Annotated in this window: 14 protein-coding genes and 1 pseudogene; 1 reads left to right on the top strand and 14 read right to left on the bottom strand. The window is 59.0% G+C overall.

The annotated features are described in order from the left end of the window. Positions 1–68 precede the first annotated feature (68 nt). On the bottom strand, positions 69–815 hold the full coding sequence (locus tag ACP7BN_RS04405; protein ID WP_426201916.1) for an ABC transporter substrate-binding protein: 747 nt from the start codon (positions 813–815) through the stop codon (positions 69–71). 13 nt (positions 816–828) lie between these two features. After that, positions 829–1,602: an ABC transporter ATP-binding protein gene (locus tag ACP7BN_RS04400; RefSeq protein WP_133837806.1), complete on the bottom strand. Its 774-nt coding sequence runs from the start codon at positions 1,600–1,602 to the stop codon at positions 829–831. A 552-nt stretch (positions 1,603–2,154) separates the two neighbouring features. Here ACP7BN_RS04400 and gabP point away from each other — a divergent pair. Beyond that, positions 2,155–3,546 (top strand): GABA permease, encoded by a 1,392-nt coding sequence (gabP, locus tag ACP7BN_RS04395; protein ID WP_420646813.1) that lies wholly within the window; start codon positions 2,155–2,157, stop codon positions 3,544–3,546. A gap of 71 nt (positions 3,547–3,617) precedes the next feature. Here gabP and vapC read toward each other — a convergent pair whose 3' ends face one another. From vapC to sbnB, 12 genes and pseudogenes are all read right to left on the bottom strand, one after another. Beyond that, positions 3,618–4,025, bottom strand: a complete 408-nt coding sequence (gene vapC, locus ACP7BN_RS04390) for a type II toxin-antitoxin system tRNA(fMet)-specific endonuclease VapC (RefSeq protein WP_426201915.1) — start codon at positions 4,023–4,025, stop codon at positions 3,618–3,620. Continuing rightward, complete coding sequence (gene vapB / locus ACP7BN_RS04385; protein WP_426201913.1) at positions 4,025–4,255, bottom strand: type II toxin-antitoxin system VapB family antitoxin; 231 nt, start codon at positions 4,253–4,255, stop codon at positions 4,025–4,027. Before vapB ends, vapC begins: the two co-directional genes overlap by 1 nt. A gap of 166 nt (positions 4,256–4,421) precedes the next feature. After that, positions 4,422–4,874, bottom strand: a complete 453-nt coding sequence (locus tag ACP7BN_RS04380) for a hypothetical protein (protein WP_426201912.1) — start codon at positions 4,872–4,874, stop codon at positions 4,422–4,424. A 6-nt stretch (positions 4,875–4,880) separates the two neighbouring features. Then, positions 4,881–5,294 (bottom strand): hypothetical protein, encoded by a 414-nt coding sequence (locus ACP7BN_RS04375; protein WP_426201911.1) that lies wholly within the window; start codon positions 5,292–5,294, stop codon positions 4,881–4,883. A gap of 20 nt (positions 5,295–5,314) precedes the next feature. Next, positions 5,315–5,733: pseudogene (locus tag ACP7BN_RS04370) on the bottom strand (alpha/beta hydrolase); the annotation flags it as partial. Positions 5,734–5,832: 99 nt separating this feature from the next. Further along, positions 5,833–6,891, bottom strand: a complete 1,059-nt coding sequence (locus ACP7BN_RS04365) for a PDDEXK nuclease domain-containing protein (protein ID WP_426201910.1) — start codon at positions 6,889–6,891, stop codon at positions 5,833–5,835. Positions 6,892–7,065: 174 nt separating this feature from the next. Beyond that, positions 7,066–7,413, bottom strand: coding sequence for a hypothetical protein (locus ACP7BN_RS04360; protein ID WP_426201908.1), 348 nt, complete (start codon positions 7,411–7,413; stop codon positions 7,066–7,068). Positions 7,414–7,442: 29 nt separating this feature from the next. After that, positions 7,443–8,921, bottom strand: coding sequence for a PLP-dependent aminotransferase family protein (locus ACP7BN_RS04355; RefSeq protein WP_426201906.1), 1,479 nt, complete (start codon positions 8,919–8,921; stop codon positions 7,443–7,445). Between the two features lie 28 nt (positions 8,922–8,949). Continuing rightward, entirely contained in the window at positions 8,950–10,374 is a 1,425-nt protein-coding gene (locus tag ACP7BN_RS04350) for a transporter (protein WP_420646819.1), read from the bottom strand. Between the two features lie 17 nt (positions 10,375–10,391). After that, positions 10,392–11,006 (bottom strand): glutathione S-transferase, encoded by a 615-nt coding sequence (locus ACP7BN_RS04345; protein ID WP_426201903.1) that lies wholly within the window; start codon positions 11,004–11,006, stop codon positions 10,392–10,394. Next, positions 11,003–12,793: an FAD/NAD(P)-binding protein gene (locus tag ACP7BN_RS04340; protein ID WP_426201902.1), complete on the bottom strand. Its 1,791-nt coding sequence runs from the start codon at positions 12,791–12,793 to the stop codon at positions 11,003–11,005. The genes ACP7BN_RS04345 and ACP7BN_RS04340 overlap by 4 nt, the downstream gene beginning before the upstream one ends. Beyond that, positions 12,787–13,818 carry a 2,3-diaminopropionate biosynthesis protein SbnB gene (sbnB, locus tag ACP7BN_RS04335; protein ID WP_426201900.1) on the bottom strand — a complete coding sequence of 344 codons (1,032 nt, stop codon included), beginning with the start codon at positions 13,816–13,818 and terminating at the stop codon, positions 12,787–12,789. The genes ACP7BN_RS04340 and sbnB overlap by 7 nt, the downstream gene beginning before the upstream one ends. Between the last annotated feature and the right edge of the window lies 1 nt (position 13,819).

Raw genomic sequence — 13,819 nt, 5'->3', positions numbered from 1 at the left:
TCAAATCGCGGCAGGCAAGGCCGGGGATCGACGCCGCGAAAGTGCGGCGTCGATCCGGCAGGTCAGGATCAGTAGATGCTGAACGGGAAGTACTTGTCGTTGATCTTTTTGTAAGTGCCGTCTTCAACGATTTCTTTCAGCGCAAGGTTCAGACGCGCGCGAATCGGGTCGCCTTTTCGTACAGCGATACCGATCTTGTCGCTTTCTTCAACCGGGTCGCCCTTGAACTCGTAAGGCTTGCCGGCTTCGCTTTTCAGCCACTCGTAGTTGACGTATTTGTCAGCGAGGATGCCGTCCAGACGACCGGAAGTCAGGTCGAGGTAAGCGTTTTCCTGGGTGTCGTAGAGTTTGACTTCGACGCCTTCCATGTTGTCCTCCATCCAGGTACCGGCGAGGGTCGCACGTTGTGCGCCGATCACTTTGCCTTGCAGGGAAGCCTTGTCGGTTTTGAAGTCTTTGTCTTTCGGTGCGATGAATTGCAGCTTGTTCGAGTAGTACGGGTCGGTGAAGTCCACTGCGCCTTTGCGCTCGTCGGTGATCGACATCGAGGAGATCAGGAAGTCGAACTTCTTGGCGTTCAGGGCCGGAATGATGCCGTCCCAATCGGAAGTGACCACGGTGCAGTCGACTTTCATCTTCGCGCAGAGGGCGTCGCCGATGTCTTTGTCGAAGCCGACCACGTTGCCGCTGGCGTCTTTGTTGTTGAACGGCGGGTAAGCCGCTTCGATGCCCATCTTCAGGGTCTCGGCCATGGCACCGGCGCTGAACGCGAGGGTGACGGCGGCGGCCAGGAAGACCTTTTTATAGTTCTGCATGTGGGTAGCTCCGTTAGCGGTTGCTGGACATGAATTGTTTGCAGCGCGCCGAAAGCGGGTTATCGAACACCTGCTGTGGCGATCCTTGCTCTTCTACCAGGCCTTGGTGGAGGAACACCACTTCGCTGGAGACCTGACGGGCGAAGCCCATTTCATGGGTCACGAGCAGCATGGTGCGGCCTTCTTCGGCCAATGCGCGGATGACATTAAGTACTTCCTGGACCATTTCCGGGTCAAGGGCGGATGTCGGTTCGTCGAACAGAATCACCTTAGGTTGCATCGCCAGTGTGCGGGCAATCGCTGCACGCTGTTGCTGGCCGCCGGACAATTGCGCCGGGTAGGCGTGGCGTTTGTCGGCAATGCCGACCTTGGCCAGCAGCGCTTCGGCGACTTCGATGGCTTCGGCCTTGCTCTGGCCGAGCACGCGGCGCGGCGCTTCGATGATGTTGTCGAGCACGCTCATGTGCGGCCACAGATTAAAGTTTTGAAATACAAAACCAATCTCGGAGCGCAGCCGATTGATCTGTTTGCCGTCGGCGGCAACCAGTTCGCCATTCTTGGCGGCTTTGAGTTTGAGTTCTTCCCCGGCAACCAGAATCTGGCCCTGATGCGGGTTTTCCAACAGATTGATGCAACGCAGGAACGTGGACTTGCCGGAACCGGAGGAACCCAGGATCGAGATCACGTCGCCGTCGCGGGCGGTCAGCGAGATGCCTTTGAGCACCTCAAGCTTGCCGTAGCGTTTGTGCAAGTTGCGGATTTCAAGCGCGGGCGTGGCCTCAGCCATGTGCGTTCCTCATATATGTTGCGCTCCTGCTGTTGGTTGGCCTTCCTGGCGAGGCGGCCAAGCTAGCATAGCGTTTCAATGGCAGCCAACAGCGCTGGGCGCGGTAAACGGATGGCGTGTGGCAGGTTGTCGCATCGGCGCAGAAGACTGTCGCCCCATCAACAACCGAACGGGTGTTTGAACGTGCAAGCCCGAGGGTGCCGGGTAAAAAAAGGCGCGATGTTGCCACCTTTGCCGGGGTGTTGGAAGCGCTAACCGGCCGATCGTTCCGGATTCGCCCTTTTATTGTGCATCCCACACTTTTTGCGTGTGTTTCTGGTGCGGTGATTCGTTTAAAAAGTGAGTCGCAGGGTAACGCTCTGGCGAATAGCCATTAATCTCAATGACTTGCGATGACTGTCCGGTCGCGCGCGAAGCCGCGGCACGCGGGAGTTTGAAACATTTTGGCGCAAATATTGCGTGCAGAATAAGGAACGCCCCGTTGGTTTCTTTTTACGAGAAGGAAAACCAGGCGGGCCGGACTGAATCGCTTTCCTCGCAAAGGTAGTTTCGATGAGCAGTACTCAAAGCTCCAACGGCCTCGAACAGGGGCTCAAACCGCGTCATGTGACCATGCTGTCGATCGCCGGGGTGATCGGTGCAGGTCTGTTCGTAGGCTCCGGCCACGCCATCGCCGCTGCAGGCCCGGCCGTGTTGCTGGCCTACGCCGCTGCCGGCATGTTGGTGGTCCTTGTGATGCGCATGCTCGGTGAAATGGCCGTCGCCTCGCCGGACACCGGTTCGTTTTCGACTTACGCCGACCGCGCCATCGGCCATTGGGCCGGTTTCACTATTGGCTGGTTGTACTGGTGGTTCTGGGTTCTGGTCATCCCGTTGGAGGCCAACGCGGCCGCAACCATCCTGCACGCGTGGTTTCCGGATGTGGGCATCTGGGCCTTTGCTCTGGTGATTACCATGCTGCTGACGGTGACCAACCTGTTCAGCGTGAAGAATTACGGTGAGTTCGAATTCTGGTTTGCCCTGATCAAAGTGTTGGCGATCATCGGTTTCATCGGGCTGGGTCTCGCGGCGATCTTCGGTTATCTGCCGAACAGCCAGGTCAGCGGCGTTTCGCACTTGTTCGACACTCAGGGCTTCCTGCCGAACGGCATGGGCGCGGTGTTGGGCGCAATCCTGACCACCATGTTCTCGTTCATGGGTACCGAGATCGTGACCATCGCGGCTGCCGAATCGAAGAACCCGGGCAAGCAGATTTCCAAGGCCACCAACTCGGTGATCTGGCGGATCGGCTTGTTCTATCTCGTGTCGATCTTCATCGTTGTGGCTTTGGTGCCGTGGAATGATCCTGCATTGGCCAGCCTTGGTTCCTACCAGACTGTGCTTGAACGTATGGGCATTCCCAACGCCAAGATGATCGTCGACATCGTGGTGCTGGTCGCCGTGACCAGTTGCCTGAATTCGGCGCTCTACACCTCCTCGCGCATGCTGTTCTCGCTGGGCAAGCGCGGTGATGCTCCGGCCGTGGCCACCCGCACCAACAAGAGCGGCACGCCGTACTGGGCAGTCATGCTCTCCACCGGCGCGGCGTTCCTGGCAACTTTCGCCAACTACGTGGCTCCGGCGGCGGTGTTCGAATTTCTGCTGGCCAGCTCCGGCGCCATCGCGCTGCTGGTGTACCTGGTGATCGCGATTTCGCAACTGCGCATGCGTAAACAACGCATGGCACGCGGCGAGAAGATCGTCTTCAGCATGTGGCTGTTCCCGGGCCTGACCTACGCGGTGATCGTGTTCATCGTCGCGGCCCTGACCATCATGCTGTTCCAGGACGCGCACCGCGTGGAAATCCTCGCGACCGGCTTGCTGAGCCTGCTGGTGGTGGCTACCGGTCTGCTGGTAGCGCGTCGGCGCAAGATCGAGAAGCGTGGCGCTGTGGTGCTGAATTGATCGGTAACGCGTAATGCAAAACGGCCGCTGTCAGTGATGACGAGCGGCCGTTTTTGTTTGCATATGGCGATTCACGCGGGATGCACCCAATCCTCTACGCGTAAACCCGGGACGCGTTCAAACTCCCGCACATTATTCGTAACGATGATGAACCCTCGCGAGCGAGCATGTCCGGCAATCATTTGATCGTAAGGGCCGATGGGAGTGCCTGCCTTGGCGAGTTCGGATCGAATCATCCCCGTGTGGGCCGCTGCCTCTTCGTCAAATGACATGATGTCGAGTCTTGCAGCGAAGCCTTCTATAATTGCGAGGTTTTTTTCAGGAGCTGCGGATTTTTCCGCGCCATAGATCAGCTCCATCAACGTCACTGTGCTTATGCACAATTGGCCATGATGACGATTGAACGCTTCGCGCACGACTTCTGGTTTGTTCTTGATAGTGAAGATGCAGATATTCGTATCGAGCATGAATTTAATCATCAGAAAGACTCGCGCTCCTGATCAGCAGGCTGTTCGCGATCGGTCATAAAGTCTCCAGTGACGGCGTCTCCATCGAACCAGCTGTCCCAGCTTTCCCCGGCCGGTGTGATGATGCGAGCTCTGCCGATCGCGACAACATTCACTCGTTTCACGTCGCTTGGCATCGCTACAGCTTTTGGAAGGCGTACAGCCTGGCTTCTATTACTCATAAAAATGGTGGTTTGTTCCATGTGAACCTCCTTCACTTTTGCAATGGAGCATGTCCAGAGCATAGGTTTAATGAGGGATATGTCAATGGGATATACGTGGTGCTCGACGAACTGCTACTTCAGAGCCACTTACAAAAACGGCCGCTGTCAGTGATGACGAGCGGCCGTTTTTGTTTGCGAGCGGTGTTTATTCGCTCTTGTCTTCCTGCGCTTCGACCGACTTCCCGTAAGCATCCAGCGCAATTCCGAAATCAGTAATGAACTGCGGCTCGCTCAGCCAGGCTTGGGCGGCTTCGATAGTCATGCCGTCGGCCCACATGCGGTAGTCGATCAGCATGTCGGCGGCCAGGTGGGTGGCGGCCATGCCTTCGTTGTCGGCGTTTTCCATGTCCAGCAGATCAGGATGATCGATGATGATGAACGCCAGTTCGCGCAGCAGTGTCAGCAGCATTTCGTTGCGGCTGACAGCTTCGGCGTCGCGCATTTTGCTGAACATCGCCAGGGTGTAATCCGGGATCGGCTCGGCGAGGTGGCCCAGATCCTCGTCCTGATCCAGCGGTTTGCGTCCGACCATGCGGATTTGCTTGGCTTTGGCCTTGGCGCGTTTGGCGCGTTTCTGTTGCTTGTTCAGGGATGCCATGGGAGCTCAATCTTTCTGTTGGGTTTGTGCGGCGATCGCGTCGGACGCCGCCACATAGTCAGCCTGGAAGGCCGGGGATTCGATCCACGCCAGCGCGCCGGCCTCGTCGGTTTCGGTGGACCACTGGCGATACTCGATCAGCGCGGCGAGGATAAAGTCCATCGCACCTTCTTCGCCTTCCTGTTCGTACACCAGCTCAAGCAACGGGTCTTCGAGGAACGCGCGGCACAACGCCTGCTGGCTGATCTTCTCGGCGTCGATCATCTTCTTGAACAGCTCGGTCAGATCCACCGATTCGAAGTCGATGCGATCATCGTTCGGGTCCAGCTCGACCGGCGCCTCGGTGCGTTTGGTGCGGTTCTGCTTGGCCTTGGTCTTGGCCCGGGCGGCGCGTTTTTGCTGCTTGTTGGCGGAGGCCATGGGTGCTGTTCCGTGGTGCGTTAAAGGGTTTGACTGCGCGGAACTTGCCGCCCGGGTGTGTCGGGGGCCAGTTGACCGGTCTGCAGCCAGGTCAGAGCGATGGGCCATAGTGTGGCTTGGTATGCGCTGCGAAAAAAGGCGAAATGTCCGACTTGTTGTTCGCCGATGTCCTCGGGGTGGATTCGCAGGTGGGTCTTTTGCGCGTTGCTGAAGTACGCCAGCAGTCTCTCGATCGCTGGAATCGTGCCATAGGGATCGTCGCAGATGCTGATCGCCAAGGTCGGCGCATGGACGTTGGCGAACGGCAGTCGGCCGTTTTCCGCGATCATCTTGCGACCGCTCGGTCGATGCTCGGCGCGTAGTCGCGCCAGTAAGCGAAGTGCGCACCGACCGTCACCAGTCGTCGGATCAAATGCCCGAAAGCGCCCAATCCGGCCGCATTGCGTTCTCTTGGGCGTCCTGAACGCTCATGGCTCTCGACCTTTGCACGTTAGCTGCCAACGATAGGCTCACTCGGCCGGGTGAACAATCCGCAGGATTATTCTGTGGATTGATTGAGCAAGCGTTCTTCCAGCAGCGCCTGTTCCCGATTCAGCTCTGCCCGTAGTTCTTCCTCACTCGGTAGCACCGTTTTGTAGCTACTGGCGAACAGTTGCTCGTTGCCCTTCAAAATCGAATAGCGTGCGACCGACTCGTTGTTCTCCGTACACAGAATGATCCCGACTGTCGGCTTGTCGCCTTCACTGCGCTTGAGTTCGTCGTACATGCGCACGTACATGTCCATCTGCCCGACATCCCGGGCGCTGAGCTGGCCGCGTTTGAGATCAATGATCACGAAGCATTTGAGCAGGTAGTTGTAGAACACCAGATCAATGAACAGATCCGAGCCGTCGGTGCTGATGCGTTGCTGGCGCGCGACAAACGAGAAGCCTTTGCCCAGCTCAAGCAGAAAGCTTTGCAGATGATCAATAAGTGCTTGTTCGAGTTCGCTCTCCTTGACCTTGCCCGGGGATGGCAGGCCAAGAAACTCGAGAATGACGGGATCGCGAATGAACTCGCGCGGATTGCAATTCATCGCCTCGATGTTGGTGGTGGCTTCCTCAATCACGCCTGCCTTGTCACGGCTCATCAAGAGGCGCTCGTAGTAGAAGGTGTTGATCTGACGATCCAGAGCTCGACTCGACCAGTTCAGGCTGGCGGATTCATCCATGTACCACTTTCGGGCCTTTTCGCTATCGACCCGCAGCAGTCGGCGATAGTGGGACCAACTCAATTCGGGACGCAGTGCGTTCCAAATTGGAAACAGCTGATAAAAGCTGCGCATGTAGCGCAAGTTTCGATCATCAAATCCTTTGCCGAATTGCGCTGTCAGCTCCTTCGCCAGCCTGGCCAGCAAATGTTTGCCATATCCCGCCCGCTGGGCGCCTTGTTGCTCGAACTCGACAATATGTCGCCCGATCTGCCAACTGGTCTGAACTTGAATCACATCGACCGTACGCAGCACTTTCTGCCGCGCTTCGCGTATTAGTTGCCCCAGCTCGCCCAACAGCGAATCGATTTTTGGGTCTTGCGGGTCAGCAGGTTGTAGCTGGCTCATCAGGTCTTCCACGTCAGGAGAAACGGAAAACACAGGATGCCAATAGCCAATCGGTGGCGATGTCGGGCGCCGCTGGTAAAGCAGAGGGAAGGGGGGATGAGGTTTGCAGGAAGTTACCGGGCAAACCTGTATTTCAGGGTTTTACCTGTAGTCCGTTTCGTACAGCGGGTCCGCTCACCGGCGAGCGCCCTTACCCTTGGGCTTTTCCGTCGGTTCGCTCGCCTTGCGCCAGACCCACAACCCGACCACTCCGACTACCAGCAGCATCACGCTGCCCACGCACTGACGCCAGAACTCGAACCAGTACATCCGCGGTTGCAGGGCCAGGGCGTAGGTCGAGCGCGGCCCGCGGTTGGTGGTGGTGATCGAGCCGCTGAGCAGGCTGTCGATGTTCTGGTAAACCGACGCGCTGAAGGCGAAGGCGATCAGCACGCCGACCAGGACGAGCAGCCAGAATGACGCCCGGCTCTGCCGATACGGCGGTGGGTGGGGCAGGGGGATGCGGGTTCTTTTCTGATTCATCAGGTGCCTTCGCGAACATCCAGCTGCAGTCAGGAGACCGCAGACTCTGGCGCTTGCTCGGTAAGTTTTTGCGGCACTGGCGAATATCCCTCGGCGAGGTGCGCGCACTCGGCAATCACGCCGAGGATCTGCAGGACGCCCGGTGACAACGTCGTTCCCAGGCAGATGCGCAGGCCTGTGGTCGGGTGCCCGTCGGCGAAGAAGATTCCGCTTCCTGCGATATGACAGCCGCGCTCGTGCGCCAGACGCGTCAGTGCGGCCATGTCGGTGTGCATGGGCAACTCGATCCAGTGGATGAATCCACCGCGTGGAGGGACGTAAACGGTTCCGACGGGAAAGTCCGTGCGCACCAGTGTTTCCACGAAAGTTGAGAGCGAGGCCAATTGCGCACGGAGTCTGGCGCAGTGCTCTTCCATGTAGCCGCGCCCGATAAATTCGTTGAGCACATTTTGTGCAAGGCTTGAGACCGCCAGGTTGCGTGAAAACATCTGCGCAAGAATCGCATCCCGGTATTTGCCGGCGACACACCAGCCCACGCGGTAACCCGGTGCGACCGTTTTCGAGAATGACGAGCAATAGATCGTCTGACCGCTGGTGTCGTAGCTTTTGATGGCGCGTGGACGCTCGCCCTCAGGCACCAGGTCGAAGAAAATATCGTCCTCGATGATCGGCACATCAGCTTCGCGGGCAACCCGTGAAAGTCTTGCGCGGGTTGCCTCCGGCATGATGAAGCCGCGCGGGTTTTGCAGGGTCGGATTGAGAAAGATCACCGCGACCTTTTTCAGCTTCAGTGCTTCTTCGAGATGGTCGACGTCCATGCCCATTTCGCCGTGGGTGCGAATCGGCAGCGCGCGCATGCCCAAGCGTTCGATGGTCTGCAATATGCCGTAGTAGGTCGGTGTTTCGATGGCGACGGTAGAGCCCCTCGGCGCGACGGCTTCGAGCGCCAGTTCCAGTGCGATCGTGTCGCCTGAGGTCACCAGTATTTCATCGGGCCCGCAAACCACGCCGCGCGTCAGCATCAGCCCGGCAATTCTTCGTCGCAATGCCGGCAAGCCGGGAGGCGCCACCAGCCCGGTCAGCGAGTTGTCAGCCTTGGCAGCCAGCACCGAAAGGCATTTGTTCAAGAGCACGTGCGGTGTGAGGTCACTGTGCAGAACGGCGGAACTCAATGACGCCGTGGTGCGCGACGCCGCCTGCGAGAGCATCGCAACCACCGCGTGATTAATGTTGACGGTGACACCGGAGAAATCAAAAGCGCTGGCAGGTTTGGCCTGGCCTGATGCCGAGACGAAATAGCCGACACGCGGGATAGTCGAAACATAGGCATCAGCTTCCAGGTCAGCCAGCGCGCGCTGAACAGTGGTGATGCTGGTCTCAAACAGTCGGGCCAGAGTTCGGATCGACGGCAGCTTCGACTCCGCCGCCCACTCACCGCTCTCGATTTGACGGATAACCCAGTCCTTGACTATCCGCCAACGTTTGTCCGGTAAATCAAACCTGTCCATAAGTTCTCTTGTTATTTCTGGAAATACTTTAGAGAAAATAAAGTAAAACCACCCCCATTGCAGCAACTATGGCGATGTTGAGGGCAACCAGTCCGAAGGCGAACCGGATCAGATTATTCTCTTCCTTGCGGTTGGCGGCTGCGAGGCCGGTAATCAGCGAAAGAATCGATAACGATCCGAGTGCTCCATGCCCGGCGGCGCTGTTGACCATTGCGGCCAGCCAAGGCCCGTGGCCGCTTGTCAGCGCTGCAATTGACGGCATGACCAGGGTGTTGCCGCCCACGTTGGAGCCGGTGACATAGCCGGCAATCCCCGCCAGCAACGCGATCGTCGGCGCCAGGGAAATACCCGACAGCGACTGCAGTGTGCGCTGTGCTTCGACCAGAAATCCGGCGTTGACCATGACCTGCGAAAGCAGCAGGAACAGGAAAATCGTGGTCACCGGAAATTTGGCCCGGTTGAACAGCGACTTCCATGGGAAGCCTGCTGTCGCGGCTTGTCGGATCGACATCAGCAGCGTGACGATCAGCAGCGCGAGCCCGGGGGAGGCCAGTGGCTTCCACGAAACATGCTCACCCTTGATGATCCACAGCGCATCCCAACCCGACAGCACGAACAGCCCGCGCGATGCAACGATCACCCCCAGCAATGCCAGGTAAGGCCATGCTGCGCTCGGCCAGCGCACCAGTTTTTTGCGCTGCGCGAACGAGATACCCAGACCTACGCATGCAACCGCGAGGCCTGCGAGCACACCTGAAACTTCAGGCCCGATCCACAGGTTGATGGAGAACAGCACCGCGACGAACAACGCCGTCACGACAATCAGTCCGAGCCACGGAGTGATGGTGCGGATGCCGGCCTGCCACATGGCAATGGCGGCCAGGCAGAGAAATACCGGTGCGCTGACGATTGCCGAATGGCTGCCGAGTGTTTCTGCCGGCATGTGCGCCAGCAGTGAGCCAATCACGGTGGCCAGACCCAGTGTGCCCCACGGCATGATGACCATGCCGGCCAGGGCGATTTTCATCCCGGACTGACGCGTGAACAGCCCCATCAGCAAAGGCACGGTGGCGATCAGCGAGACGCCGAATCCGGTCATCGCTTCGAGCAACGGCGCCAGGCCCAGAACGATGAAAATGACTTGCGCCGGTGGAGTCCAGCCGAGTTCCTTGACCCAGGCGCCAATGGCCTGTGGCGCACCACCGCGCTCGACCAGAATGACGAACGCCAGCCCCGGCACGATCACGCAAGCGGTACTGAGGAACAGAATCGTCGTGTCCTGAAAGATCGCCGTGGTGATTGCCTCGGACACCGGTCCCGCCGCTCCCAGCACCCATAACAGGAACACCAGCGCGACGCCCGCCAGGGCCGCTTGTACCGGAGGCCTGCGCACGATCAGAATCAGCGCGATCACCAGACCGATCGGTGACATTTGCAACAAGAGAGAACTCATACACTGTTTTCCTTAACTTAATCGTGAGTCTGCCCGCAGTATTCGGTCGCCCGCATCGAAGCGCGCTCACAAAAAGTCTGATGCCACTCGCTCAGGCGTGGCTGAGCAGAAAAGTCCGAAAGCTTGCGAAAGGCGATCCAGTCGAGTGCAGTCGCCAGCGCGATGTGCCCGAGAGTGATCGGGCCATTGAGGTCGACGTGTTGCTCGATGAAGCGATAGGCCTCTTTAAGTTTGTAGGCCTGGCCGTCGGCGTAGGCCGGATAGCGCAAGGCTTGCGGGCGGCGCTCGACTTCCCAGCGCAACTTGATGCCGACGTCGCACATGCCTTGAGCGAGGGCTTGAAGCTGCAGCGCTGCATAGCGTGCCGGCCCTTTTGGCGGGATGAACGTCGGCGCGTCATTCAGGTTGTCGAGGTATTCGCAAATCACGATCGAATCAAACAGCGCGCTGCCGTCGTCGAGTATCAGCACCGGCACCTTGCCCAACGGGTTGGCCTTGTAGATGGTTGCGTTGGGCGACGTCGGGCTGGTCTCGTGATGGATGACTTCCAGGCTCGAGGCGATCCCGAGTTCGTGCGCCAGCACCAGCACTTTGCGGGCGTATGGTGAATGCGTCTGGTAGAAAAGTTTCATGCCGATGTCCCTGCCTGAAGGATTGCAGTGGCCGCCCGGTGCGCGTCCATGAATAGACGCGAGGGTGCGCCCGCCGAGGTGACGTAGTGGTTGTAATAGCAAGAGCCCTCGGCGAGCGGCCCGAGTACCCAGATGTTTTCTACCGGCTCGCCCTGACTCGACTTGGGATGACACGCGGCGTCCACATCGATGCCGTCGATGCCTGCGTCGTTGGTTCTCGGGCGGATCAAACCCAGGCGGGCGAGATCGCGTACTGGCGCGCAGTCGCTGTTCGTCACGCCGCTGCCCTGGACATATCCGGCGACACGTCGGTAATGCTCGGTCGCGGGCTGGGTGCCGGGCTTGAGGAAGGTCAGCAGGCCGGCGTCACACAGCGCCAGCAGATCAGCGTGGCGCTCTTTTTGAGGCCCGGCGACGAGCCGGTTGATTGCCTTGTGCCAGCGGCCATAGAACTGACGGTGCGAGGCGTCCGTCAGTCCGTCAAAGTCGACCGCTTCACGCAGGCGGTCGCGCAGATCGCGCCAGACTTCGATGGCCGCTTTGATTGCCGATTGCGCTCGCCCAAGCCGCGCCTCGTGCAGATCGACTTCGATGGTTTCGTAGATCCACGAATGGTAATTGTGGGCGGTGACGGTCTCGGGCAGCGCATGGCAGATCAGCGCCAGCGGATTTATCGCGCCGCATGTCTGTTCGTATTCGCACAGCAAGGCCTCACAAGCAACGATGCCGGCCTGGCCTGCAGCGGCGACACTTCTGAGCCGGTTCAACACTTCCTGGTATTGCTGCGGCTCTGATTGGGCGTGCATCACGGCAACCGCTGCCGCGCGCATCTCAAGGAGCATGATCGGCAGAATGTCGTTCTCGAAATCCAGCTGGCGATTCTGCGCATTCTCGCGCAAGGCCTGGATGCGCGAACTCGTCAGGAGCACGGCTTGATGCCGTGGGCATTCAGTCAGCCCGTTGGGGCGGGTGCGAAATGGCAGGCCGTCACGCGACTGAATGAGGATCACCGGCTCATGGCCCGAAGGATGATAAACGTGGCTGGCGTCGGCCATACGCTTGTAGTGACCGCCTCTGCCAGAGGTCAGCGCGGCCAGGGTATCCATGGCGCCCAGCCCAAGTCCTTCGATCAGAATGGTTTCGCCTGGCTCGATGGCGACGAGGCTGCCGGGCAGCGGATAGACGTCGTCGATGCGAGTCTCATCGGACGGACGCACGCGGCCGGTATGGCCGACAGTCAGGATCAGCCGATCCACGCTCACCGCAGCACCCGATGCCACTTTCAGCAGATATTGCTGCCCTTCACCGGCTTCGATAGCCGTGACGGCCTGATGGTGCAGGCGCACGCTGACCCAGGCCGGTGCCGTTGCCAGGATTTGTGAAAATGCATCGGCCAGGTAAGCACCGAGCAAGTGCCTAGGCAGGAAGTCCTGCGGCTCGACATCACGCCCATCGAGCGCAAGCAGCCCGCTGTCCGGATCGACCTTGATGCGCTGGTCGTGGCACCACGCGAGAAAATCCGGACCGGGTCTTTCGCGTGCATCCGGCAGATTTCCCAGAGCCGGGGCATCTGGAAAAACCCCGAGTTGCCCGGCGACTGTGTTGAGCAACAGGTAGTCGGGTTGATCCGGCCAATGCGCGCCGCTGCCGAGCACATTGGGATCAAAAATGTCGATGACGACGGGTTGCTCGGGCCGTTGTTCGCTGAGGCTCAGCAGGCGCTCGAAGATCGACAGCCCGCGAGATCCGCAGCCCACCAGGCCGATGTGCAGGGCAGCCTTCACCATCTGCGCTCCTCCCCGAAGAACGATGGGATTTCCACTGCCGAGCCGTCCTTGACCGCGATGTCGTGAATCATCCGGCCAAGCGCCAGATCGAGGATGCCCATGCCGAATGGCGAGTAGATCAACGGTTTGTCTGTGGCGATACGCACATCACCGCGAATCAACTGAGCCACGGTGCCGGTGACGAAATCGCGATGACCGAACTTCTGCTCGGCCAGATGCGGCGAGGTATTGGCTTTCAGGCAGTGAGTCACGTCATCGAAGTAGTTGTAACTTTGTTCGATGATGTCCGCGCCGATGTCGCGCAGTGAGATGTTCAGAACGATTTGCCCGGCGTGGAAGGTCCCGCGCTGGTTGACGTAGGGCGTGCCTGCACTGGTCGCAAACACCACGATGTCGGCGCACAGCGCATCATCGAGGGACACTGTCTGCACATCCGGCAGCCCGAGTTGTTCACCGAATGCCGCCAGCGCGTGGGCTGACTCGGCATTGAGGTCATGAATGCCGACACTGTCGAACGACCAATCGTCGGCGATGAATGTCTGCAGGATATTCCGGGAAATCACCCCGCCGCCGATGATCGACAACGTCTGTGCGCTTTTCTTTTGGCCATTCAGCCACCAGGCACCGAGCACTGCAGACGCCGCCGTTCTGACAGCACTTATCAGCGCGCCTTCGAGCAGCGCATAGGGATAACCGGTGTGCGGATCGTTGAGGATCAGGACTGCGGAAGCACGCGGAATACCCGCCTTGATATTGTCGGGGTAACTGGCTATCCACTTGATCCCGGACACCGATTGATCGCCCTCGCTGTCGACGATTGCCGCCGGCAGCGCAATGATGCGGTTCGCCGGCTCTTCCGGGAAACGCAGGAAGTAACTGTCCGGGTTAACGGTTTCCCCGCGTTCATGGGTCAAGTAAGTCTGGGCAACGATCTCGATGGCTTCTTGATGAAGTCCGCCGAGTATGTGTTTGATGGCTGCGCCTGGAATCACATGGAACGGTTGAATCAAAGTCTGATTGGTCATT

Origin of the sequence: Pseudomonas sp. TWP3-1 (genome assembly GCF_049896625.1) — a bacterium.
Lineage (GTDB): Bacteria > Pseudomonadota > Gammaproteobacteria > Pseudomonadales > Pseudomonadaceae > Aquipseudomonas.
The sequence above is the reverse complement of the archived record's forward strand: the minus strand, read 5'-3'. Positions and strand labels throughout refer to the sequence as shown.